This is a genomic window from Arthrobacter sp. TE12231, assembly GCF_054062895.1.
Genome location: NZ_JBSSFS010000001.1, coordinates 1,066,404 through 1,090,631 on the forward strand (window position 1 = coordinate 1,066,404; position 24,228 = coordinate 1,090,631).

The following is a 24,228-nucleotide window of genomic DNA, read 5'->3' on the forward strand; positions in this document are numbered from 1 at the left end:
CAATTCCATTTGATTCTATGGTGCACCCAAATGGCAGTCCACCTTGGGGAATATGCCACCAGCGAAAAGCGCTTAAGCTGGCAAACCGGCAATCAGGCCGCTGTCCATCCGTTCAGGAACCTCCCAGCAAATGTCCGCTCTAGTATCAGTCTGAGCGACCATAGTTATAGGCAGACGAGGATGAAAGGAAGTCTCATGACTGAGAACCCAGTGCCGGGTGCGTCACCGGAGCCGACACAACAGAACCGGGGACCGGCCGAACCGCAGGAGGGCGCCCCGGCGCAGCCGAATGCCTCCGCGCAGCCGAATGCCTCCGCGCAGCCGAATGGCGCGCACACCCCGGAGACGGCACCCGGAAGCCCGGCACCCGAGAACCCGACGCTTCGGCTGGACCGCGCCGAGGACGGCGCGCCGCGTCCGGTCTACCCGCAGCACCAGCCGGCCCAGGCCCAGACTTCCCAGCCACAGCACCCCGGTGCCGACACCCAGCAGTTCGGTGCCCCCGCGCCGCACGCAGGCCCGTACGGCGCTCCTGCCCAGCCCGGCCAGGGTCATGGCCAGCCCGCCCAGCCCCCGTACGGCCAGGCTCAGCAAGCACATTCCCCGTACAGCCAGGCGCCCTACGGCGCCCACCCCGGCAACCAGCCGACGTCGGCCTATGCCCCCGGCGCGAGCTTTGTGAACAACCCCGCTCACGCCCCCAAGCGCAAGGCAGCGTTCGGCGTCCCTGTCCTCATCGCCAGCATCGTGGCGGCCGGCCTGATCGGCGGCGGCGTGGTGGCGGGCGGCAACGCGCTGCTGGCCGACCGTACCTCCACAGCTTCCACGAGCAACACGAGCCAGGCCGGGCCGGTGATCGTCAACAACAGGGACGACGTCAACGCCATCAGCGCCGCCGCACTGAAAGCTTCCCCCAGCGTGGTGACCATCAAGGCCACCAGCGGCAGCGACGGCGGCACCGGCAGCGGCATCATCCTCGACACGGACGGCCATGTGCTGACCAACACCCACGTGGTAACCCTCGACGGCAAGGCCGCCAACGCCACCATGGAGGTCCGGACCAGCGACGGCAAGGTCTACTCCGCGAAGATCGTCGGTACCGACCCGCTCTCCGATCTCGCCGTGATCAAGATCGACAACCCCTCCGGACTCGTCCCGGCCACGCTGGGTGACTCGAACAAGCTGAACGTCGGTGACACCGCCGTCGCCATCGGCTCGCCGCTCGGCCTCACCGGAACCGTCACCGACGGCATCGTCTCCACCCTGAACCGGACCATCAGCGTGGCATCCTCGGCCGCGCCGAAGGGCGGGGCGGACAACTCCCAGGGCGGTGACCAGGGCTTCCAGTTCGCACCCCCGGGCGGCGGCCAGACCCAGAGCACCGCTGACCAGGGATCCATCTCGATCAACGTCATCCAGACGGACGCGGCCATCAACCCGGGCAACTCCGGCGGCGCACTGGTGAACACGAAGGGCGAAATCATCGGCGTCAACGTCGCGATCGCCTCCGCCGGCGGCGACTCGGCCACCGGCAGCAGCAGCGGCAACATCGGCGTGGGATTCAGCATCCCGATCAACAACGCCAAGCGCGTGGCCCAGGAGATCATCAGCAACGGCAAGGCCACCCACGCACAGTTCGGCGTGAGCGTGAAAGCCAAGGCGGCAGGAACGTCCTCCTCCGGATTCTCGGTGGGCGCCGAGGTCGCGACCGTCGAGCCCGGCTCGGCCGCTGACAAGGCCGGCATCAAGGTTGGCGACGTCGTGACGAAGTTCCAGGACCTGACCATCAGCGATCCCAACCAGCTGACCGCCGCGGTGCGCGAACAACCGGCCGGGGCCACGGTCAAGGTCACGGTGCTGCGCGGCGGGCAGCCGAAGGAAGTCGATGTAACCCTCGGTACCGCTGCCGACCAATAGAAGCAGTAGCCGACATACAGCAGAAAGGCCGGGCGGCACCGAAAGGTGCCGCCCGGCCTTTGCCGTTCCGGGAACCTGCACGACGCCTCCATGACGCATGCACGGTGCTGACACAGGCGTTAACCCAGGCCGCGCGGCCCGGCAGCTATATGGTTAGCTAGGAAGAGCCCGGCTACCGGGCGTTCCGTGGCCATGACCCCGTCAGGGGCGGCTATCCACCCGCATGGAAGGCTGCTGTAGACACAGTGGAAGAGACCCTGAAAATCATTGTGCTGGTCAAGCACGTCCCGGATGCGCAGTTCGACCGCCACCTCACTGGCGAGGGCAACACCGCGGACCGCTCCGAAAGCATCCTGTCCGAACTGGACGAGTACGCCCTCGAGGCGGCCCTGCAGCTGATCGAGTCCCGCGGCGGGGAAGCGGCCGGGAACAAGGTCATCGCCCTGAGCATGGGCCCGGCAGCTGCCGTCAACGCGGTCAAGAAGTCACTCCAGATCGGCGCCACGGAAGGCGTGCACCTCAGCGACGAGGCCCTGGCCGGGTCCGATGCCGCGGCCACCTCGCTGGCACTGGCCGCCGCCATCCGCCACCTCGGCGCGGACGCCCCCGCGGACCTCATCATCACCGGCATGGCTTCCACGGACGGCGAGACCTCGCTGGTCCCGGCGCAGCTCGCCGAGCGGCTGGGGCTTCCACAGGTGACTTTTGCGGCGTCTCTGGAGCTCGACGGCGGCAAGCTCACCGCCCGCCGCGACGGCGACACGCACGCGGACACCGTTGAGGCTGAACTGCCGGCCGTCGTCTCGGTTACGGACCAGATCAATGACCCCCGGTACCCGAACTTCAAGGGCATCATGGCGGCAAAGAAGAAGACCATCACCACCTTGAGCCTGGCCGACATCGGCGTCGACACGGCCCAGGTGGGCAAGTCCGGCTCCTGGACCGCCGTCGAGACCGCCGAGGCCCGCCCGCCGCGCACGGCCGGCACCATCATCACCGACGAAGGCGACGCCGGCATCCAGCTGGTCGAGTTCCTGGCCGCCCAGAAGCTGCTCTAAAGGGGAAAATCCGAACATGGCAAAAGTACTCGTTTTCATCGACAACCCCGGCCCGGCGCTAAAGAAGTCGAGCCTGGAACTGCTGACGATCGCCCGCTCCCTGGGCGAGACCGTTGCCGCTGTCAACGGAGAGCTGCATGCAGATGCCGCCGCGGCCCTGGCTGCCTACGGCACCGAGGCGCTGTACCGCCCGTCCGCCGCAGACCTCGACGACTACCTCGTGGGACCCAAGGCGGCGTTCCTGGCCGCAGCCGTTGACGCGGCCGGAGCCGACGTCGTCCTGACCGAGAACTCGGCGGAGGGCAAGGAGATCGCCGCCCGGCTCGGCATCAGGCTCGGCGCCGGCGTCATCACCGACGTCGTGGCGGTCGATCCGGACGGAACCGCGCACAAGTCGGTGCTGGCCGGGTCCTACACCACCACCGCGAAGGCCACGACGCCCGTTTCCGTGCTGACCGTAAAGCCCAACAGCGTCACGCCGGAGCCCGCGGTGTCCGCTACGACGCCGGACGCCGTCACAGTCCAGCTTCCGGCCGGCGCCACCGCGGCCGCCGCCCGCGTCACGGCACGTAACGAAAAGCCTGCCAGCGGGCGCCCGGATCTGACCGAGGCGCGCATCGTCGTGGCGGGCGGCCGGGGCGTGGACGGCAACTTCGGCCCGCTCGAGGAACTCGCCGACGCCCTGGACGCGGCCATCGGCGCTTCGCGGGCGGCCACGGACGCCGGCTGGATCGGCCACGACGCGCAGATCGGCCAGACCGGCAAGACCGTCTCGCCGCAGCTCTACATTTCCGCGGGCATCTCCGGCGCCATCCAGCAGAAGGCCGGCATGCAGACCGCCAAGGTGATCGTCGCCGTGAACAAGGACGCCGAATCGCCGATTTTCGAGATCGCGGACTTCGGCATTGTGGGCGACCTCTTCCAGGTGCTGCCCCAGGCCACCGCAGAAATCAAAAAGCGCAAAGGCTGACCCATGAGCCCCAACGCCGCCCCGGCGCAGAGCCCGCTCGATCCGGAGACTTCCCGGATCGAGCGGGTGCTTTGTTTCACGGCCCACCCGGACGACATTGATTTCGGCGCCGCCGGCACGATTGCGGCCTGGACCGCCGCCGGAGTCCAGGTCAGCTACTGCATCATGACCGACGGCGACGCCGGCGGCTTCGATCCCGCGCAGCGCGACGAAATCGTGCGGCTGCGCATCGAGGAGCAGCAGCGCGCGGCCGCCCTGGTCGGCGTCACGGACATCCACTACCTGCACCAGCGCGACGGCTATCTTGAACCCTCGCATGAGGTGATGCGTGAAGTGGTGCGCCTGATCCGGCAGCTCCGGCCCGACGTCGTGCTGTCGATGCATCCGGAGCGCAACTGGAACCGCATCCAGAAAAGCCACCCGGACCACCTGGCCGTGGGGGAGGCCGTGACCCGCGCCGTATACCCGGCCCTGGAAAACCCCTTCGCGTATCCGGAACTGGCCGAGTCCGGGCTGGAGGCTTACAAACTGCCCTGGCTCTGGCTCTTCGCCGGGCCCGAAGAACGCGAAAACCACTTCGTTGACGTCACGGAGCATGTCGACAGCAAGCTTGCCGCCATCCACATCCACGTCAGCCAGCACCCCGACGTCGATGCCATGGAGCGCACGGTCCGCGGCCTCATGCTGAGCACCGGGGCGCGCGGCGGGCTGCCGGCGGGGCGCAGCGCCGAGGCCTTCCACGTCGTCACAGTCAACGGCCCGGGGACCATCGCCGGATTCTAGTGTTGCCGCAGCACACCCTCTGCCATATGCTGGCCTCTGTTTAAATCATATTTATTTGATGGAAGGCAGACTTTGATGGCGAAGACTGCGCAACACCCCGTTCTCGTGATCATGGGGGTCTCCGGATCGGGCAAATCGACCGTTGCGGGACTACTGGCCGGCAGGCTGGGCTGGGATCTCGCCGAGGGCGACGACCTGCACCCTGAATCGAATGTGGCCAAGATGCATGCCGGCCAGCCGCTGACCGACGAGGATCGGTGGCCCTGGCTGGAAAGCATTGCCGACTGGATCCGCACCCACACAGAAGCCGGAGCTCCCGGAGTTGTGACCTGTTCGGCGCTCAAGAAGCGCTACCGGGACATCCTGCGCGGCGAAGGCGTGGTCTTTGTGTTCCTTGAGGGATCACGCGACAAGATCTCGGACCGGCTGGCTTCCCGCCACGGGCACTTCATGCCGCCCGCCCTGCTGGAGTCCCAGTTCGAGGCGCTCGAAGCGCCCACCGCGGACGAAAACTTCATTGCCCTGTCCGTCTCCGCAACGCCGGCGGAAGAGGCACAGGAAATCATCACCCGACTTAATCTCGACGCTGCCGACGCCAGGCCCTGAGCCTTCCCGCGTTCCGCAGCCGACCAAGGAATTTTTGTGAAATCTCTGATAGCAACGCAGCTTCCGGCTGCCGTCGAGGCCGGGACCGGCATCGACACCCAACTACTGATCGTCGCCGGTCTGGGCATCGCCCTGATCGTCGTACTGATCGCCAAGTTCAAATTCCACCCCTTCCTGGCCCTCGTGCTGGGCTCCGGTTTCGTGGGCCTGGCCGCCGGCGTGGACCCGGCCAAGGTGATCGCCAACTTCGAAGACGGCGTGGGCGGTGTCCTGAAGGAAGTCGGCCTGCTGATCGCGCTCGGCGCGATGCTCGGCAAACTGCTCGCCGACTCCGGCGGCGCCAACCGGGTGGTCGACACCCTCCTGGCCAAGGCCACCGGCAACAAGCTGGTCTGGATGATCACACTCGTCGCCGTGATCATCGGCCTGCCGATGTTCTTCGAGATCGGTCTCGTCCTGCTGCTGCCCGTGATCGTCCTGGTCACCCAGCGCTCGAAGATGCCGCTCATGCGCATCGCCATTCCGGCGCTGGCCGGCCTGTCCGTGCTGCACGGCCTGGTGCCGCCGCACCCGGGACCGCTGATCGCGATCAGTGCCGTCAAGGCTGAACTGGGCACCACCCTGGCCCTTGGCATCCTCGTCGCCATCCCCACGGTGATCATCTGTGGTCCGCTCTTCTCCCGGCTGGCAGCCCGGTGGGTGCCCGTGGGCGCCCCCGCCGTCGCCGGCGGCATCGACACCGTGCACGGCGCGGACATGGAAGGCGTCAAGCGCCCGCCGAGCTTCCTGGTCACGTTGCTGACCATCATCTTCCCCGTGGTGCTCATGCTGCTCAAGGCCGTCATGGACATCATCTGGCCTGACCCCAAGACCGCCCCGGCCATCCGTACGTTCTTCGACTTCGTCGGACAGCCGCTCGTCGCAATGACGCTTGCCGTCCTGCTGGCCATGGTGACCTTCGGCTACGCCGTCGGGCTCAACGGCAGCAAGATCACAAGCAGGATCAGTGCGAGCCTCGGCCCCATCGCGGGGATCCTCCTGATCGTCGGCGCCGGTGGCGGCTTCAAACAGACGCTGATCGGTGCCGGCGTGGGTGACTCTGTGAAGGCTTGGGCCGAGGGGACCAACATGTCCGTCCTCGTGCTCGGCTTCATCGTGGCAGTCGCCCTCCGGCTGGCGACGGGCTCGGCCACGGTCGCTACCGTGACGGCCGCCGGGATCGTGGCACCGCTGGCCAGTTCGCTGCCACCGACCCACGCCGCACTGCTGGCCCTCGCCATCGGTGCAGGATCGCTGTTCTTCTCGCATGTGAACGACGCCGGCTTCTGGCTGGTCAAGGAACTGTTCGGGCTGACCGTGGGCCAGACGTTCAAGACCTGGTCCGTCATGGAGACTCTGATCTCCGTGGTGAGCTTCGGCCTGATCATGCTGCTCTCGCTCGTCATCTAGCCGCGTCTGAATCCAGCTGCGCTGGACGCAGGAAGCCGCCCGGGCCCTGGCTCCTTCTACGGAAGGTGCCACGGCCCGGGCGGCTTTTGTTTCCTGCTCGATTGTCCTGCTACGCGCCCAGCGGTGCGGCGGCGACGGTCGGCAGGGTCGGCGACGCGGACCCGCCCGCGGGTTCCACGGTGATGCCGAGGGCCGCGGCGGAGCCAATGCCCTTGACGACGGCCGGCTTGGACAAAGCTTCGGCATCCATGAGGCCCTGGGACACCGGAGCCGAGCCGTCCTTGGGGATCAGCCACATCTGGTACACCTTGCCCGCGGGGGGAGCCGGAACGCCGTTCATCTTGATAACGGCGGCGTCCTTGGACGGCGAAATCGACAGGGTGGCGGTGCCGCCTCCGTTGACGTCAACCGTGGCCTGCCGGACGTCGCTGGCCTGCATCACCTGGTTCAGCGGGTCGTTTTGGTTCGCCACATACGCGCTGACGCCCACGCCCCCCAGGGCGATGACGGCCGCGGCGGCGACCCCGACAAGCCAGTTCCGCATGCCCTGCGGGCGGCGGCGTTCCTCCCTGCGCTTGCGGGCGGCGCCGAGTTCGTCAGTGACCGGAAGTCCGGTGGCGTCGCGTACCGGATGCGGCACCACAGGCGTCAATTGCGGCTCCGAACCGGCGCGGGTTACGACGGCGGGGGACTGCCCTGCCGCCTGCGCCGGCAAAGAGGACATGATCCGCTCCAGCAGCCCGGCCGGAGGCTCCTCCTCCGCGGTGAAGCTGGTGGCCAGGGTCTCCCGGGCCTGCCGGACGCGCTCGTTGAAGGCATCCCGGTCCGCGGCCGGTGCGGAGGCGAGGAAATGCTCGATCTCGGCGCGTTCGGCGTCGTCGACGGCGTTGAGGGCATAGACCTCGGCAAGATCCGCGACGCGGCCGGACGTCAGGTCGGTGGCGATGTGCTCCGTGAAGCCGCCGGGGAGGCGGTTGTTGTCATGTGCATTCATGTCGGCCAATTCAGCTCACCCCCAGGCAGGTCTTCAGTCTGATGAGTCCATCGCGGATGCGGGACTTGATGGTGGGAACCGCGGCATTCAGCCGCTCGGCGACTTCCCGGTAGGTGAGGCCGCCGTAGTAGGCCAGGCGCACGGACTCCTGCTGCGTATCGGTGAGGGTCTCCAGACACCGGACCACTGCCTCGGCCTCCAGCCGGCTGCCGACCTCGTCCGAGACGGAATCGTGCTCGATCTCCTGGCTGCTGGCACCATACTTGGCTTCGCGGTCCGTGGCGGACTGGGAAGACCGGACCTTGTCCACGGCGCGGCGGTGCGAGATGGTCATGAGCCAGGCGAGCGGGCTGCCGGCGGCGGCATTGAACTTGGCGGCGTTCTGCCAAACCTGAAGGAAGACTTCCTGGGTGGTGTCCTCGCTGAGCTCGGTGTCGATCAGGACCCGGCGTGCCATGCCGAATACCCGCCGGGAGGTGAGGCCGTAAAATTCCGCGAAAGCTGCCTGATCGCCTTGGGCAATCAGTTCCAGCAGACTGCCGAGCCGGCTGTTGATGTCGGCGGAAGTGCCGGCGGGGGCGGCGGCCTCGGGGTTCGGGGCGTTCGGAGTTTCCATCACCCCCAAGCATAAGGCGCCAGCCGCAGTGCGGGGGCCAGTATGGTCAGCCTGCGCCTCGCGGGCCGCCGTTGCCTCGTGGGCAGGGCGCCGCTCCAGATGTGTTGTTCTCACCCGCCGCTCCTCCCTCCCTTCCGTTGTCCCGCCACGATGTGCTGTGGCGATCGCTCGCGCGGCCGACTTCAGAAACCGCTTTGGCCTTCAGAAGAGATTCGGCGCAGCCGGAAGCCCGGATGGGCGGAACCTGCGGGATTCTTCGTGCGCGGGCTCCCGGTGGGGTTCCCTGCGGGTCGGCCGCCGGCCCTGACCGGCCGGCCGGCCGGTCGGGGGAGATCCGTTACAGCTTGGCCCCGGCGAACCCGTTTTGGCGCCACGCCTCATAGACGGCGATGGATGCCGCGTTGGCAAGGTTCAGTGACCGCAAGGCCGGCAGCATCGGCAGGCGGACCCGCGACGTCACATGGGGACTGTGCTTGATTTCCTCCGGCAGGCCCACGGACTCAGGGCCAAACAGCAGGACGTCCCCCGCGCGGTAACGGATGTCTGTGTAGGTGGTTTCGCCGTCGGACGTGAAGGCAAACACCCGCTCAGGCTTCAGCGCCGCCCAGGCCGCCTCGATGTCCGGGTGCACGGTCACCACGGCGAGGTCGTGATAGTCCAGGCCGGCGCGCCGGAGCTTGGCATCGGAAAAATCAAAGCCCAGGGGCTCCACCAGGTGCAGCTCGGCGCCCGTGATGGCTGCCAGCCGGATGGCGTTTCCCGTATTGCCGGGGATTTCGGGGGTGTGGAAGAGGATGCGGAACACCATCCCATCCTAGCCAGCCGGGCTAGTGCATTCCGCGCAGCAGCCGGGCCAGCACGGGAACGTTGACGGTGTTGGGGGCCGGGCCCGAGCTGAGGAACTGCTTCAGGCCGCGGGCCAGGCCTGCGGCGTTGACCACCTCGACCAGCCCCGAGCTCTCCCCGTAGGCGCCGCCTTGGCCGCTGGGCGCGCGGCGGTGCCGGTCGATGACCGGCTGGTGCAGATTGCCGTCCGTGCTGTGGACAACAATCCAGCCGGTCACATTGAGCTCGGGGAAAATGTCCTGCATCCGGCGCACAACGTGGGCCAGCTGGGGCGGGGCCACTGACCGACCGCCATGTGTCAATGTGCTGCCGTTCCACGCATAGGCCCCGGGCGGCAGCAGCATGGAACCGATGATCGCGAGCCGGTAGCCGGCCAGGAGCGCGTGGTCGATGTGGCTGTTGTCCGCAGGAGACTGCAGTCCGTTGACCAGACGCGCCGACGGAATGGCGGTCAGTACCTGCCGGCTGATGAGCTGCACCGTGCGCATCTCCCGCTGAATCCGGGCCTCGGCCCCGAAGATCCCGCGTTTGCGGGGCATCCCGTGGACCTGCTGCCGCGCCACGTCCGCGGGAATCAGCGGCACCGCGGTGCCGTCGCCATACTGGTCGAAGGGCGGAACATAGACGGGCGCGTCCGCCGCGGTATTCCGTGGCGTGTTCGGGCGGCGCACATTGGCCGAAGCCCTGCTGCCCGCGGCCGGGGCGTCGAAGTGGGCGCCCTCGTCGTCGGCGGCCGTCGCGTAGGGGCCGCCCGGGCCGCTGCCGTACGAGCGGTCGTAGTCTGCGCGGCGCTTTGCGTCGATGAGGGTCTCGTAGGCGAGGGTGACGCGCCGGAACGCTGCGGGATCGCCGCCGTGGTCCGGGTGGGCGAGCCGTGCGGCCCTGCGGTACGCGACCTTGATCTCCTTGTCCGTCGCCGTCACGGGGATCCTGAGGACCTGGTAATGCGAGCTGCTGCCCTGCGTCAAACAGAAATCCTTTTCATTGATGGTGCCGGCGGTCAAGACGCCGGACCGTTCGCGGGCGACCGACGTGGCCAGTTTAACCGGCTGGAGGAACAACGAGCGCGTGTACCGGGATGGTTCCCGGCGGCTGGCATAATTCAGCGCATGCTCATCGCCCTCGCCGTCAATCCCCGTGCAGCCTTTGGCCGGGCGCGGCATGCCGGGAGGGACGCCGCGGCGCACTTCCGCGCGGCCGGGGCGGATGTCCTGCTGCTGTGCGAGGACAGCTATGCCGGACTGGCCCGGGCCGTTGACCGGGCGCTGGACTCAGGCGTGGATGCCCTCGTGGTGGTGGGCGGCGACGGCATGGTCCACCTCGGCCTCAATGCGCTCGCCGGTGCCGGGGCCATCCCCGGCGCCCGCGTCGAGGCAGGCGTCGCGGACGGCGCCGGCGCGGGGACCCACGCCGGAGCCGATGCAGGGGGCGGAATCGGCGGCCATGTGCCGCTTGGCATCATTCCGACCGGAACGGGCAACGATACGGCCCGGGCGCTGGGTCTGCCGCGGCACAACCTCCCGGCGGCCTGCGAGCGGGTGCTGGAGTCCCTGGCCGGCGGCGGAAGGATGATCGACGCCGGCCGGGTTACCGCCGGGGGAACATCCCGCTGGTTCGCGGGCGTGGTTTCGGCCGGCTTCGATGCCGCCGTCAACGAGCGGGCAAATGCCTGGCGCTGGCCGCGCGGCACGATCCGCTACCAGCTCGCCATGCTCCGTGAGCTGGCGTCGTTCCGGGCCATCAATTACACGGTGACGGCCGACGGCGAAAGCTGGCAGCAGGGCGCCATGCTGATTTCCGTGGCCAACGGCCAGTCGATCGGCGGCGGGATGAGGATCACCCCGGAGGCCGTCCTGGACGACGGGCTCCTGGACCTGTTCATTGTCAGCCGCGTGTCCCGGACCGGCCTGCTGGCCGTGTTCCCCAAGGTGTTTTCCGGCCGGCACGTGGACCACCCCGCCGTGCACCTGCGCCGGGTCCGGAAGGTGGAACTCACCGCCGGCAACGTCGTGGCCTACGCCGACGGCGAGCGGATTGGCGCGCTTCCCGTGACCATCGAGGTGGTTCCGCGCGCCCTCCGCGTGCTGGCGTAGGGTCGTTGCGCAGCGGCCTACACGGTAGCTGTGGCCTTTGGGGCCTTGCGCGCGGACAACCTGTTCAGCGCCAAGGCGGCCACGAGCAGCCCGAAGTCACGCAGTGCGACGTCGTAGAAGCTGCCGAGCACGATCAGGTTGATGATGATGCCCAGGAGCCAGACAGCCACGACGGCCGATCCCAGGCGGGGGTGCAGCGCCACCAGCACGCCGGCGAGGATTTCCACCCCGCCCACGACGTACATGATGCTCTGGGCCGGCAGGGGGACGACCGAGGTCGCCACGGGGGCCAGATACATGGTCCAGTCGGTCAGCAGGTTCGTGAATTTGTCCAGGCCGAACAGGATCGGCGCAACCGTAAAGACGGTCCGCAACAACAGGAAGGCCTGGCGGTGCGGGTCCGCCTTGAGCTGCTGTGCCGGAGTGGCGAGTGCTGGGGAAGCTTTCATGGCATGCTCCTTCTAAAGTTGGATATTCCGATTTTAGAACGCCTCGATCCGATTAAGCAACGGTTCTTGTTTTTAGAGATATCCTTGTCTCATGACCAAACTTGCGTGGAGCCGCCGACTTGCGGCGGTCGCGTCCCTGGGGGATGAGAACCGCAGAAGGCTGTTCGACTTCGTCGCCTCGGCGCCGGACGCCGTCGGCCGGGACGACGCCGCGAAGGCTCTTGGTCTGGCCAGGAGCACCGCCTCGTTCCATCTGGACCGGCTCGTCAACGACGGGCTGCTGATCGCGGAGTTTCGCAAGCTTGGGGGGCGGGAGGGTCCCGGTTCCGGCCGGCCCGCGAAGCTGTACCGTTCCGCCGTGGACGAGGTGGCAGTGTCGGTCCCGGACCGCCACTATGACCTCGCCGCGGAGCTGCTGGTTTCCGCGGTCGAAGCCGCAACACACGACGGCGGATCGCCCCGGGATGCCCTGCTCGCGGCTGCCCGGGCCAGGGGAAAGTCAGCCGGCGCAGCGGCAGTTCGCGCCGCGGACCGCGCGCCGGACGGGCCCGGAGCCGCGGGGGAGCCGGAAGCCGCCGGCGGTCCCGGCAGCGCCGAACCCTTCGCGGACTTCCTGGCGGGGCACGGCTACTGCCCGGCGGACGACGGCGCCGGAGGCCTTCTGCTGCTGAACTGCCCATTCCATCGCCTCGCTGCCGGCCACGCGGACGTGGTCTGTGCGATGAACGGCGCCTTCCTCGGCGGGGCTTCGGCAGCCTTGGGTATCGACCCTGGGCGGGTGGAAGCGCTCGCCATCGAAGACCTCAGGGCGCAGGGGAGTGCGCGGCCCGGTCAGTGCTGTGCCCGGATCCTGCCCTCGTGACCGGGCCCGCGGCAAGGATTCTGAATCGGAGGAGTGCGGCCGGAATGAGGTGCGCGGTCGCTCCCGCCGCCTGAACACCCACCAATTCCGGCGCCCGGCCGCGGGTAGAATTGGCGTGTGCCCGTATACCTGGATCATGCCGCCACCACCACCCTCGCCCCGGAGGCTCTGGCGGCGCTGACGCGCGAACTGTCCCGGACCGGCAACCCCTCGTCGCTGCACGGCTCGGGCCGGCGGGCGCGTCGGGTCGTGGAGGACGCACGCGAGGCGCTCGCCGCCGCGGCAGGGGCCCACCCCTCCGAAGTCATCTTCACTTCAGGTGGCACGGAAGCGGACAACCTGGCGGTGAAGGGGCTCTACTGGGCCCGGCGCGCCCAGGACCCGTCCCGTACGCGCATACTGTGCTCCGGCGTCGAGCACCATGCGGTCCTGGACACTGTGGAATGGCTGGAGCGGCACGAGGGGGCCGACGTCTGTTGGCTGCCCGTCGACGCCGACGGCGTCGTAGAACTGGCCGCGCTGGAGGCGGAACTGTCCCGCGATCCGGCGTCGATCGCCCTGGTGACCGTCATGTGGGCCAATAACGAGGTCGGCACGCTGCAGCCGATCGCCGAAATCGTGGAGCTGGCACACGGTGCCGGCGTCCCGGTGCACTCCGACGCCGTCCAGGCCTTTGGTTCGGTCTCCGTCGATTTCCGCGGCACGGGCCTGGATGCCATGTCCATCTCCGGGCACAAGATCGGCGGCCCCGTGGGCGTCGGTGCGCTGCTTCTGGGCCGGGCGGTCAAACTGACGCCGGTGCAGCATGGCGGCGGACAGGAGCGCGACGTGCGTTCCGGTACCCTGGACACCGCCTCGATCGCCGCCTTCGCCGCGGCGGCCGACGCAGCTGTTGGCCGGCTCGCCGAGGAATCCGCACGGATCGCGGCCCTGCGGGACCGGCTGATCGAGGGCGTCCGCGACGCCGTTCCCGAGGCCGTGCTGCGCGGCGCCCCGGGCCCCGGGCGACTGCCCGGCAATGCACACTTCACGTTCCCCGGCTGCGAGGGCGACTCGCTGCTGTTCCTCCTGGACCTGGCCGGCGTCGAATCCTCCACCGGCTCGGCCTGCACCGCGGGCGTTCCGAGACCGTCCCATGTGCTGCTGGCCATGGGCCTGGACGAGGACACGGCGAGGGGCGCGCAGCGTTTCACCTTGGGCCATTCCTCCACCGACGCCGACGTCGATGCCCTGCTCGCCACGCTGCCGGGCGCCTACGCGCGGGCACGCCAGGCCGGCATGGCCGGGCATGAGTCCAGCATCCAGACTGCGGGCACCGTGGCGCGTCAGGCGTCCGGCAGGAGCTGAACGGGAGCTAGCCCAGGAGTTGGTCCAGCGGCACTGAGGGATCCGCGAGGAGGGCAGGACTGACGGCGGCGCGTGCGCCGATGAGCGCCTTGATCGCCTTTTGCGGCTTGGCGGTGCGGGGCCAGTTGACGTTCATCCCGGCGACCACCTGTCCCTCGCGCTGCCAGAAGGCCATGAACGACTTGTCCGCAAGCGAGCCGCGGATCACCGGAGGCCCGGCAACGAGCGACGGGAAGCCCGAGTACTCCATGCTGACGTCGTACTGGTCGGTGTAGAAGTACGGGACCGTGTCCAGCACGGCATCAAGGCCGAGCATGGCCCGCGCGGCGACCTTGCCGCCGTTGAGGGCGTTGGACCAGTGCTCGCTGCGGTGGTGCTCGCCGGTGAACGGGTGGAGGGCATTGGCAACGTCCCCGGCGGCGAAAATCCCCGCCGTCCACGTGCGCAGCGAGGCGTCCGTGAGGATGCCGTTGCGGACTGCGATGCCGGCTGCCTCGGCCAGTCCCGTTTCCGGGGCCACCCCCACGGCAATGACCACAAGATCTGCCGGGAGGACCTCGCCGGTGTCGGTACGGACGCCGGTGACCCGTCCGGAGGTGCCCATGATTTCTGCTGCCGAGGCCGGCAGCAGGAACCGCACGCCGTTGGCCTCATGCAGTGAGCGGAAGAAGCCGCCCAGTTCGGGGCCGATTGCCGCCGCCAGCGGAACCTCTTCGAGGCCCAGCAGGGTCACCGTGTTGCCGTAGCTGCTCGCGGCCGCGGCCAGTTCCATCCCGATCCAGCCCGAGCCGACCATCACCACGTTCCGGCCGCCTTCGGCGAGCGCGGCGAGCAGGCGGCGGCTGTCTTCAACCGTGCGGAAGGTGCCGACCCCGGCGAGCCCGCTGCCTGCCAGGGGGATGCTGCGCGGGCGTGCCCCGGTCGCGAGCAGCAGGGAGGCGTAGTCCAGCCGCGTGCCGTCGCCCAGAACCACGGTCCGGCCGGCCGGGTCCAGGCCCGTGACCTGAGTGCCGAGCCGAAGGTCGACGTCGTTCGCGCCGTACCAGTCATCCGGCACCACCGGCAGGGCGTCCTCGCCGGACTTGCCCAGCAGGTAGTCCTTTGACAGCGGCGGCCGCAAGTACGGCGGGTGGGATTCCGCGGCAAGTACTGTGATGCGCCCGGAGAAGCCCTCCGTGCGCAGCGTTTTGGCCGCGGTGGCGCCCGCCAGGCCGCCGCCCACGATCACGATGTCGTCATTGGCCATGATCCGCTCGATTCCGCTGTGCCGGTTTTGATCCGGGGTGAATACGGTCTGAATCCGTTGTGAAAGGCCTGTCGATCCGGACGGCGGCGGTTCGGCACGATGTCCGGCTCAACGATCTAAAATCACTTCTCTTGACTTTAGATTCGCGAGCGAAGGCGGGTCAAGGGGTTTTGGGCGGGGAATCGGCGTGGCGGTAGAATGGGGCCGCAGGCTTTGTGCTATCCGATCCTGGTTCGTGCCAGCGATCGACGCCAGCCGGCGACACCCCCGACAGCTAGAGAAAGCCAGTATGCGAGTTCTTGCAGCCATGAGCGGCGGCGTTGATTCCGCCGTTGCCGCCGCCCGCGCCGTCGAGGCGGGACACGACGTCGTCGGGGTCCACCTTGCGCTGTCCCGGATGCCGGGCACCCTGCGAACCGGGAGCCGTGGCTGTTGCACGATCGAGGACTCCCGCGACGCCTGGCGGGCCTGCGACATCCTCGGAATCCCGTACTACGTCTGGGACTTCTCTGAGCGGTTCAAGGAAGACGTCGTCCAGGACTTCATCGATGAGTACGCCGCGGGACGCACACCCAACCCGTGCATGCGCTGCAACGAGCGCATCAAGTTCGCCGCCCTGCTGGAGAAAGCCATCGCGCTGGGCTTCGACGCCGTCTGCACCGGCCACTACGCCAAGGTCATCACCGACGCCGAGGGCAATCCCGAGCTCCACCGCGCCGCCGACTGGGCCAAGGACCAGAGCTATGTGCTCGGCGTGCTGACCCATGAGCAGCTCAAGCACTCGATGTTCCCGCTCGCCGACACCCCGTCCAAGGCCGAGGTCCGTGCCGAGGCGGAGCGCCGCGGCCTCTCGGTGGCGAACAAGCCCGACAGCCATGACATCTGCTTCATTCCCGACGGCGACACCGCCGGCTGGCTTGCCGAAAAGATTGACATGACCACGGGAGACATTGTCGACGAATCCGGGGCAAAGGTCGGCGAGCACCCCGGCGCCAACGCCTTCACTGTCGGCCAGCGCCGCGGACTGAAGCTCGGCACCCCCGCCGCTGACGGCAAGCCGCGGTTCGTGCTGGAGATCCGGCCGAAGGAGAACAAGGTGGTGGTGGGGCCGGAAGCGCTGCTCGCCATTGACGAGATCCGCGGCATCAAAGTCTCCTGGGCCGGGCTGCCCATTGCGCAGGTGGCCACCGGCGAGGAATTCGACTGCTTCGCCCAGGTCCGGGCCCACGGCGACCCCGTCCCCGCCCGCGCCCGCATGGCCGGGGACGGACTCCTCGTCACCCTCAAGGAGCCGCTGCGCGGCGTGGCCCCGGGGCAGACCGTGGTGCTCTACCAGGGCAGCCGCGTGCTGGGCCAAGCCACTATCGACGCCGCTCGCTCGCTGCAGCGGGCCGCGCTCTAGGCGCCCGCCACACCGACTCCATCGCAGGGCCCCGCCGAATGGCGGGGCCCTGCGTCGTCTGCGCGCTCCGCCGAAGAATCGGGCGGAATCCTGAAGAAAATGGCAGAAACCTTCGTTTCGTATAAATTTTGTGTCTCAACTCACAAAATGCAACGATTCACCTAGCGGTCGTCTGATTGAATCTAGGAATCAGCAAAGCGTGCCGCCCGACGAGTCACTCGTTTCACTTCGGGCTGCGCTAGAACGCATCGAACAGAAAGTTCACAGATGGCAATGAACAAAAAGGCCTGGCAGAGCGTCATCGCGCTGGCCGGGGTTTCCGCCTTTGCACTGACGGCCTGCACGGGACCGTCCGGCGGCTCTGGCGGGTCATCAGCCGCGGCAAGCGGTCCGATCGCCTATGGCACCACGGATAAGGTCACCGCCTTGGACCCGGCGGGCTCCTACGACAACGGTTCGTTCATGGTGATGAACCAGATCTACTCCTTCCTGCTTAACTCGAAGCCGGGCAGCGCAGATCCCGTTCCGGACCTGGCCGAGTCCGCGTCCTTCACGTCGCCGACCGAATACACGGTCAAGCTCAAGCCGGGACTCAAGTGGGCCAACGGCCACACGCTCGACTCCAAGGACGTCAAGTTCTCCTTCGACCGGCAGATCAAGATCAACGATCCCGCCGGCCCCGCCAGCCTGCTGGCCAACGTGGAAAGCGTCACCGCCCCCGATGCCAACACCGTCGTGTTCAAGCTGAAGCTGGCCAACGACCAGACCTTCGCGCAGATCCTCAGCAGCCCCGCCGCGCCGATCGTGGACGATGAAGTCTTCCCGGCCGACAAGCTGCTTGACGACGACTCGATCGTCAAGGCCAAGGCGTTCTACGGCCAGTACACGATCGACACGTACAAGAAGAATGAACTGATCAGCTTCAAGGCGTTCCCTGACTACCAGGGCGTCCTCGGCAAGCCGGCCAACGATGCCGCCACGATCAAGTACTACGCGGACCCCACCAACATGAAGCTGGACGTCCAGCAGGGCAACATCGACGTCGCAAACCGCAGCCTGAGCGCCACGGACATCGATGACCTGAAGAAGGACTCCAAGGTCAAGGTCAACGTGGGCCCGGGTGGCGAAATCCGCTACATCACGTTCAACTTCGACACCATGCCGTTCGGCGCGAAGGCGCCGGACGCCGATCCGGCCAAGGCTACGGCCGTCCGCCAGGCCATCGCCAACCTCGTTGACCGGCAGGCCATCGCTGACCAGGTCTACAAGGGCACCTATCTGCCCCTGTACTCCAACGTTCCCAACGGCTTCCTCGGCGCCAACGAGTCGTTCAAGGACGCTTACGGCGACGCCGGCAAGCCCAGCCTGGACAAGGCCAAGAAGGTCCTGACCGACGCCGGTGTGACCACGCCCGTGTCGCTGAACCTGCAGTACAACCCCGACCACTACGGCAAGTCCTCCGGCGATGAATACGCCATGATCAAGGACCAGCTGGAGAAGTCCGGTTTGTTCAAGGTCAACCTGCAGTCCACAGAATGGGTCACCTACAGCAAGGCCAGCCGCGCGGATGAATACCCGCTGTTCCAGTTCGGCTGGTTCCCGGACTTCAGCGACGCCGACAACTACCTGACGCCGTTCTTCCCGGAAGGCGGCTTCCTGAAGAACCACTACAACAACCCCACCGTCAACGACCTGATCAACAAGCAGCTGACCACCGTCGACAAGACTGAGCGCGAGTCCACGATCAAGGATGCGCAGAATGCCCTCGCCAAGGACATCTCCACGCTTCCGCTGCTCCAGGGCGCGCAGGTTGCCATTTCCGGCAGCGGCGTCAAGGGTGTCGATACCACCCTCGATGCCTCCTTCAAGTTCCGTTTGGGAACTGTTTCCAAGTAGGGCTGCAACCCTGCTGTCCTGACCAGCCTGCGAGGCGGGGTGCCCTCGAGGCGCCCCGCCTTTGCTGGTCATTGCCGCACCTTGCAGTTCACGCCGGCCGGCCCATGGCCGCGAAAGCACAATCTTAGGTACCAATGACAACATTGATAGAGGCGCCGCCAAGCGACGCCGACGGACTCCTTCCGTCCAAGAAAAAATCCTCAGGTGGGGGCCTGGGGACCTACATCCTGATCCGGTTCTTCCTGATCATTCCGACCATTTTCATCCTGGTGACCCTGGTCTTCTTCCTGATGCGGGTCATCGGCGACCCCATCACCGCCGCCCAGGGCGGCAGGCTTCCCCCGGAGGCGCTGGCGCAGCGCATTCACGACGCCGGGTACGACCGCCCGATCCTGATTCAGTACCTGGAATACGTTGGGCAGGTGGCGACCGGCAACTTCGGCACCACCATCACCGACCGCCGACCCGTGGTTGAAATGCTCGCAACCTTCGGCGCGGCAACCCTTGAACTGGCCATCAATGCCCTCATCGTGGCGCTTTTGGTCGGCATCCCGCTCGGCCTCATCGCCGCCTACAAGCGCGACAAGGCACCCGACGCCGTCCTGCGGTTCTTCGCCATCCTCTGCTACGCCACCCCGGTGTTCTTCGCCGGTCTGCTGATGAAGCTAACCTTCTCCGTCTGGCTCGGCTGGCTGCCCGTGGCGGGACGGGCCTCCACGAGGACCGAACTGGCCATGGGAAGCCTGGCCGCGCCGACCGGGATCTATTGGCTGGATGCGCTGCGCAGCGGCAACATGGCCGCGCTCGGCGACATCGGGGCGCATTCGATCCTCCCCGCGGTCACCTTGGGCCTACTGACGGCAGGGGTCTTCCTCCGGCTGGTCCGCACCAACGTCATCGGTACGCTTGGCAAGGATTACGTCGAGGCCGGCAGGTCCCGCGGCGTCAGCAATTTCCGACTCGTGACCAAGCATGCCTACAAGCCTGCCCTCATCCCGATCATCACGGTCATGGGGCTCCAGATTGCACTCCTGCTGGGCGGAGCCGTCCTTACGGAGTCCACCTTTGAGTGGAAGGGCCTCGGCTACCAGCTGGTGCAATACCTGAACTCCCGCGACTTCGTCGCCGTCCAGGGCATCGTCGTGCTGCTGGCCGTCATCGTTGCCATCACGAACTTCATCGTGGACGTTGTCGCAGCCCTGATCGATCCGCGAGTGAGGTACTAGCCATGAACGCAACCACAGTAAGCGGGCGCAAGCAGCCCCTCCTTTACCGCCTGCCGGTCATCTCGCATTTCCGGACGAGCGTCGGGCTGCAACGCGGCATGCTCGTCACCGGTCTGGTGCTGGCTGTCCTCTTCCTACTAACGGCGGCGCTGGCGCCGATCATCGCCCCCTACGGCTTTGCCCAGCTCAGCGACGCGTCCGGGACCTTCCCCGCACAGCAGCCCCCCAGTCCTGCCCACATTTGGGGCACTACGGTGAGCGGCTACGACGTCTTTTCCCGCGTGATCTGGGGCGCCCAGACGGCGTTCGTCGTGATCGTCGTCGCCGTCGTGATGTCGATCTTCCTCGGCGTCGCGCTTGGCCTGCTCAGCGGCTACTTCGGCGGCTGGCTGGACCGGACGCTGGTGGTGATCGCGGACGCGATCTACGCTTTCCCGTCGCTCCTGCTGGCAATCGTGATGTCAATCGTCATCAACCACGGCCAGTCCAGTTTCTGGGGCGGCATCCTTGCCTGCTCCATCTCCATCTCGGTGGTGTTCGTCCCGCAGTACTTCCGCGTCATCCGTGCCGAGACCATCCGGCTGAAGGCAGAGCCGTACGTCGAATCAGCCAAGGTGGTGGGTGCATCCAGCGTCCGCATCATGGGCCGCCACATCTTCAAGAACGCGACCCGCACGCTGCCACTGATCTTCACGCTGAATGCCTCCGAGGCTATCCTGACTCTGGCGGGGCTCGGCTTCCTGGGGTTCGGCATCGAACCGTCCTCCGCCGCCGAGTGGGGCTACGACCTCAACAAGGCCATAGCTGACGCCTCGTCGGGCATCTGGTGGACCGGTGTCTACCCCGGTACAGCCATCGTCCTGACCGTTCTCGGTCTGACCCTCGTCGGTGAGAGCATGAACGATCTCAACGATCCACGGCTCAGGGGCCGCAAGAAAGCCGGAAGCAAGGTTCCTGCCGGGGGCCCCGGCTCCACCGCCGGCGCGCAGGCCGCCCTTGAAGCAGAAGCGAGAATGCCATGACCACCAACATCGACCGGCCGGGCACAGGCTCCGGCCCCGTCCTGGACATCGACCACCTCAAGGTCACGTTCGCAACCGACAGCGGCGACGTCTTCGCCGTCAAGGACGTCAGCCTTGAGGTCAACCCCGGCGAGGTCCTCGCCATCGTTGGCGAATCGGGATCCGGCAAGACCGTGACTGCCAAGACCATCCTGGGGCTCCTGCCGGAAACGGCAACCAGCCAGGGCGCTGTGCTGATCAACGGCAACAACGTCATTACCGTCAGCGCGGCCAAGCTGCGGCAGATCCGCGGCCGGGACGTCGCCATGGTGTTCCAGGAACCATCCACGGCACTCAACCCGGTCTACACCGTCGGATGGCAGATTGCCGAAGGCATCCGGGCGCACGCCGACACCAGCGGCCACAAGATCTCAGCCAAGGAGGCCAAGGCGCGGGCCGTCGAAGCCCTCCGAAAGGTGGGCATCCCGGACCCGGAGACACGGGTCAACTACTACCCGCACCAGTTCTCGGGCGGTCAGAAGCAACGCGTCGTGATTGCCGCCGCACTGGCCCTGAACCCTGGCCTTATCGTGGCCGACGAGCCGACGACCGCCCTGGACGTCACCGTCCAGGCGGAAATCCTGGAACTGCTGCGGGACCTGCGCGACCAGTACGGCACGTCCATCGTGCTGATCACCCACAACATGGGCGTCGTCGCCGACCTCGCCGACCGCGTGGTCGTCATGTACCAGGGTGACGTCGTGGAGGAGGCTTCCTCGCGGGTCCTGTTCGCCCAGCCCAAGGAGGACTACACCAAGAAGCTCCTGGCAGCCGTCCCGCACTTGGGCCGCAATTCCGCGTCCGAAGGCATGACGGAACGCGCCCACCAGGGCGGCAAAGTGCTGGTCGAGGCCAAAGACCTGACCATCGAGTATCCGGGGCGGCTGGGCAGCCCTGCCTTCAAGGCCGTCGACGGCGTCACCTTCACCGTGTCCGAAGGCGAAGTCTTCGGCCTCGTGGGGGAGTCGGGCTCCGGCAAGACCACGATCGGCCGGGCGATCGCCGGCCTCAACCGGACCACCGGCGGCAGCCTTAAGGTGCTGGGCTACGAAATGCTGAACTTCAAGGAGCGCACTTTCAAACCGCTCCGCAAGGAGATCGGCTTCGTGTTCCAGGACCCGGCCGCCTCCTTCAACCCGCAGCTGACTATCGGCGACTGCGTGGCGGAACCGCTGATCATCCACTCCAACCCGAGCCCGGCCGAGGCGCGCAAGCGGGTGGGTGAGCTGCTCGAATCCGTGCAGCTGCCGGCGTCGTACGCTGACCGGTTCCCGCATGAACTCTCCGGCGGGCAGCGCCAGCGCGCCTCCCTGGCACGGGCGCTCATCCTGAACCCGAAGCTGCTCATCGCCGATGAGCCGACCTCGGCCCTGGACGTCTCCGTGCAGGCCGTTGTACTGGAACTGTTCAAGGAGATCCAGCAGCAATTCGGCTTCGCGTGCCTGTTCATCAGCCATGACCTCGCCGTCGTGGACATGCTCTCCCACTGGGTCGGCGTGCTCTACAAGGGCAAGATGGTGGAGCAGGGCCTCGGCAACCAGGTCATGGGCAACCCGCAGCACGACTACACGAAGAAGCTCATCGCCTCGCTGCCCGTTCCGGATCCGGACGAACAGGCCAGGCGGCGCGAGGCCTTCCGGGCTGTGCTGCACAGCTAACCGCGGATGCCTGCATGCCGGACCGCTGCCTGCCGGTCCGGTTCCCCGCCCGCAGGGGACACCGCCAATGGACATGCCCGCCGTTCGCCACGAACGGTGGGCATGTCCACTTTGTGTCCGGCTTTGTGCCCTATTTTGTGCATGACATTGTGTTCGGCTTGTGCGCGGTTCTTTGCCTGCCTGTTTGCCTTCGGCCCGTGCCTGCAACGGTGCTTAACAGCAGAAAGCATTAGCCGCCGTGCCCCTAGACTGGGTCAATGACCGAGCAGAACCTCAATCTTCCTGACACCGATTCCTACGACCCGGCGGCAAGTTCCCTGGCCGGTTCGGTGGATCCTGCGGTGATGGCGGAGCTGTTGTCGATCCGCTCCAGCATCGACAACATCGATGCCACCCTCGTTTTCCTCCTCGCCGAGCGCTTCAAGGCCACCCAGAAGGTCGGCTTCCTCAAGGCCGCGCACAAACTTCCCGCCGGGGATCCCGGCCGTGAAGCGGCGCAGATCGCCCGGCTGCGGCACCTCGCCGCCGAGGCCCATCTGGACCCGGCCTTCGCGGAGAAGTTCCTGAACTTCATCATCGGCGAGGTCATCCGCCACCACGAGGCCATTGCCGAGGACCACCAAGCAGCCGCCCAGGCCGCCGGCCCGGCGGACGCCGACCGCACCGCAAACGCATAGCCATGGCCGCAGCAGCGTTGCCCGCCCCCGGCCAAGTCACCGCGACGGGCCTGGGTCCGTGGCCCGGCGAGGACCCGGCCGAGGCCGCCCGCATCATCCGCGGTGAACTGGGCAGCCCTCACCTGCCGTTCCTGGCCGAGCTTCCCGACCGCGGCGTCGGCTCCGATGCCCTGGGCCGCACCGCATCCCTGCTTGTGGAACTCGCCGTCGACGTCCAGCCACACGGGTGGCGGCTCGTTGACCGTCCTGGCAAGGACCTGCAGCGGGCGAAGTCGGCGTTGTCCACCGACATTAACGTCCTCGCGGACTTAATCGGGGCCGAGGAAGCGCCCTCGGACGATATCAAAATCCAACTGCGCGGGCCGCTCAGCCTGGCCGCCGGCCTCCACCTCCACAACGGGGAGCGGGCACTGATCGACTACGGCGCCCGGCGGGAGATTGCGGAATCGCTCGCAGCTGGAGTGGAAGGCTACCTCAAGCGCGTGGCCGCGGCCGCCCCGGGTGCCCGGATCGTGGTCCAGATCGACGAGCCGGACATCGCCTCCGTGCTGGCCGGCACCATTCCCACCGCCAGCGGGTACCGGACGCTGCGCTCTGTGCCGGGCCGGGAAGCCACCGAGTCCTGGCAGCTGGTCATCGACGCTCTCCGCGCCGCGGGCGCCGTCGAAACCGTGGTGGCCGTCTCGGAGGTCGAGGCGCCGTTTGAGCGGATCCTGGCGGCGGGCGCGGACGGAATCGCCGTCCCGCTCCGGGCACTGACCTCGCGCCAGTGGGAACAGCTCGCCGGCGCCGTGGAGGCCGGAAAACGGCTCTGGGCCGGGGCGCTGGACGTGGCAGACCCCGCCGCGGCGCTGCCCAAGGTCCGCGACGTCGTGGAAAACGTGTGGCGGCCCTGGCGGCAGCTGGGTCTTCCCGCATCCACGCTGGGCGCGCTCAGGGTCACGCCGTCGGACGGGCTGGCACGGCACTCGCCCGCCGCGGCGACAGAGGTCCTGACCCGGCTGACCCAGGTGGCTGACGGGCTCAACCAGCTCGCCCTCGGCTAGCAGCCTTCCGGGACTATTGGGACTGG

Annotated in this window: 22 protein-coding genes; 16 read left to right on the forward strand and 6 right to left on the reverse strand. The window is 67.4% G+C overall.

The genetic code is table 11. From position 1 onward, the window contains the following. Positions 1-195 precede the first annotated feature (195 nt). From ACVWYS_RS04870 to ACVWYS_RS04895, 6 genes are all read left to right on the forward strand, one after another. Entirely contained in the window at positions 196-1,917 is a 1,722-nt protein-coding gene (locus tag ACVWYS_RS04870) for a trypsin-like peptidase domain-containing protein (RefSeq protein ID WP_456509407.1), read from the forward strand. A 257-nt stretch (positions 1,918-2,174) separates the two neighbouring features. Further along, positions 2,175-2,975 (forward strand): electron transfer flavoprotein subunit beta/FixA family protein, encoded by an 801-nt coding sequence (locus ACVWYS_RS04875; RefSeq protein WP_456509139.1) that lies wholly within the window; start codon positions 2,175-2,177, stop codon positions 2,973-2,975. Between the two features lie 16 nt (positions 2,976-2,991). Continuing rightward, positions 2,992-3,945 carry an electron transfer flavoprotein subunit alpha/FixB family protein gene (locus tag ACVWYS_RS04880; RefSeq protein ID WP_456508555.1) on the forward strand — a complete coding sequence of 318 codons (954 nt, stop codon included), beginning with the start codon at positions 2,992-2,994 and terminating at the stop codon, positions 3,943-3,945. A gap of 3 nt (positions 3,946-3,948) precedes the next feature. Next, positions 3,949-4,728, forward strand: coding sequence for a PIG-L deacetylase family protein (locus ACVWYS_RS04885; protein WP_456508556.1), 780 nt, complete (start codon positions 3,949-3,951; stop codon positions 4,726-4,728). Between the two features lie 75 nt (positions 4,729-4,803). After that, positions 4,804-5,334, forward strand: coding sequence for a gluconokinase (locus ACVWYS_RS04890; protein ID WP_456508557.1), 531 nt, complete (start codon positions 4,804-4,806; stop codon positions 5,332-5,334). Between the two features lie 45 nt (positions 5,335-5,379). Further along, positions 5,380-6,783, forward strand: coding sequence for a GntT/GntP/DsdX family permease (locus ACVWYS_RS04895; RefSeq protein WP_456509140.1), 1,404 nt, complete (start codon positions 5,380-5,382; stop codon positions 6,781-6,783). Between the two features lie 109 nt (positions 6,784-6,892). Here the strand turns inward: ACVWYS_RS04895 and ACVWYS_RS04900 are convergent, their stop codons facing one another. The 4 genes from ACVWYS_RS04900 to ACVWYS_RS04915 all read right to left on the reverse strand — a co-directional run bounded on the left by ACVWYS_RS04900 (position 6,893) and on the right by ACVWYS_RS04915 (position 10,207). Next, positions 6,893-7,777, reverse strand: coding sequence for an anti-sigma factor (locus tag ACVWYS_RS04900; RefSeq protein ID WP_344367262.1), 885 nt, complete (start codon positions 7,775-7,777; stop codon positions 6,893-6,895). 10 nt (positions 7,778-7,787) lie between these two features. Further along, positions 7,788-8,393, reverse strand: coding sequence for an ECF RNA polymerase sigma factor SigK (sigK, locus tag ACVWYS_RS04905; protein WP_091249146.1), 606 nt, complete (start codon positions 8,391-8,393; stop codon positions 7,788-7,790). A gap of 337 nt (positions 8,394-8,730) precedes the next feature. Then, the gene (locus tag ACVWYS_RS04910) at positions 8,731-9,198 is read right to left on the reverse strand and encodes a tRNA (cytidine(34)-2'-O)-methyltransferase (protein WP_344367396.1); all 468 of its coding nucleotides are present in this window, start codon (positions 9,196-9,198) and stop codon (positions 8,731-8,733) included. Positions 9,199-9,220: 22 nt separating this feature from the next. After that, on the reverse strand, positions 9,221-10,207 hold the full coding sequence (locus ACVWYS_RS04915) for a J domain-containing protein (protein ID WP_456508558.1): 987 nt from the start codon (positions 10,205-10,207) through the stop codon (positions 9,221-9,223). 141 nt (positions 10,208-10,348) lie between these two features. On the opposite strand from ACVWYS_RS04915, the gene ACVWYS_RS04920 reads away from it, so the two are divergent. Next, entirely contained in the window at positions 10,349-11,332 is a 984-nt protein-coding gene (locus ACVWYS_RS04920) for a diacylglycerol/lipid kinase family protein (protein WP_456508559.1), read from the forward strand. A gap of 17 nt (positions 11,333-11,349) precedes the next feature. On the opposite strand, the gene ACVWYS_RS04925 is transcribed toward ACVWYS_RS04920, so the two are convergent. Further along, positions 11,350-11,781 (reverse strand): hypothetical protein, encoded by a 432-nt coding sequence (locus tag ACVWYS_RS04925; protein WP_456508560.1) that lies wholly within the window; start codon positions 11,779-11,781, stop codon positions 11,350-11,352. 91 nt (positions 11,782-11,872) lie between these two features. Between ACVWYS_RS04925 and ACVWYS_RS04930 the strand changes: the two genes are divergently transcribed. After that, positions 11,873-12,643, forward strand: a complete 771-nt coding sequence (locus tag ACVWYS_RS04930) for a helix-turn-helix domain-containing protein (RefSeq protein WP_344367265.1) — start codon at positions 11,873-11,875, stop codon at positions 12,641-12,643. Between the two features lie 117 nt (positions 12,644-12,760). Further along, positions 12,761-13,990: a cysteine desulfurase family protein gene (locus ACVWYS_RS04935; protein ID WP_456508561.1), complete on the forward strand. Its 1,230-nt coding sequence runs from the start codon at positions 12,761-12,763 to the stop codon at positions 13,988-13,990. A gap of 7 nt (positions 13,991-13,997) precedes the next feature. On the opposite strand, the gene ACVWYS_RS04940 is transcribed toward ACVWYS_RS04935, so the two are convergent. After that, positions 13,998-15,236 (reverse strand): NAD(P)/FAD-dependent oxidoreductase, encoded by a 1,239-nt coding sequence (locus ACVWYS_RS04940; protein ID WP_456508562.1) that lies wholly within the window; start codon positions 15,234-15,236, stop codon positions 13,998-14,000. 289 nt (positions 15,237-15,525) lie between these two features. Here ACVWYS_RS04940 and mnmA point away from each other — a divergent pair, with 289 nt between their 5' ends. The 7 genes from mnmA (at position 15,526) to ACVWYS_RS04975 (ending at position 24,202) form a co-directional block, all read left to right on the forward strand. Continuing rightward, on the forward strand, positions 15,526-16,638 hold the full coding sequence (gene mnmA, locus ACVWYS_RS04945) for a tRNA 2-thiouridine(34) synthase MnmA (protein ID WP_456508563.1): 1,113 nt from the start codon (positions 15,526-15,528) through the stop codon (positions 16,636-16,638). 267 nt (positions 16,639-16,905) lie between these two features. Beyond that, positions 16,906-18,534, forward strand: coding sequence for an ABC transporter substrate-binding protein (locus tag ACVWYS_RS04950; protein WP_344367269.1), 1,629 nt, complete (start codon positions 16,906-16,908; stop codon positions 18,532-18,534). Positions 18,535-18,668: 134 nt separating this feature from the next. Further along, complete coding sequence (locus tag ACVWYS_RS04955; RefSeq protein ID WP_344367270.1) at positions 18,669-19,760, forward strand: ABC transporter permease; 1,092 nt, start codon at positions 18,669-18,671, stop codon at positions 19,758-19,760. Positions 19,761-19,762: 2 nt separating this feature from the next. After that, complete coding sequence (locus ACVWYS_RS04960) at positions 19,763-20,782, forward strand: ABC transporter permease (RefSeq protein WP_344367271.1); 1,020 nt, start codon at positions 19,763-19,765, stop codon at positions 20,780-20,782. Continuing rightward, positions 20,779-22,479, forward strand: coding sequence for an ABC transporter ATP-binding protein (locus ACVWYS_RS04965; protein ID WP_344367272.1), 1,701 nt, complete (start codon positions 20,779-20,781; stop codon positions 22,477-22,479). Before ACVWYS_RS04960 ends, ACVWYS_RS04965 begins: the two co-directional genes overlap by 4 nt. Before the next feature lie 257 nt (positions 22,480-22,736). Then, positions 22,737-23,156 carry a chorismate mutase gene (locus ACVWYS_RS04970; protein WP_116766813.1) on the forward strand — a complete coding sequence of 140 codons (420 nt, stop codon included), beginning with the start codon at positions 22,737-22,739 and terminating at the stop codon, positions 23,154-23,156. A 2-nt stretch (positions 23,157-23,158) separates the two neighbouring features. Beyond that, complete coding sequence (locus ACVWYS_RS04975; protein WP_456508564.1) at positions 23,159-24,202, forward strand: hypothetical protein; 1,044 nt, start codon at positions 23,159-23,161, stop codon at positions 24,200-24,202. The last annotated feature ends 26 nt before the right edge of the window (positions 24,203-24,228 follow it).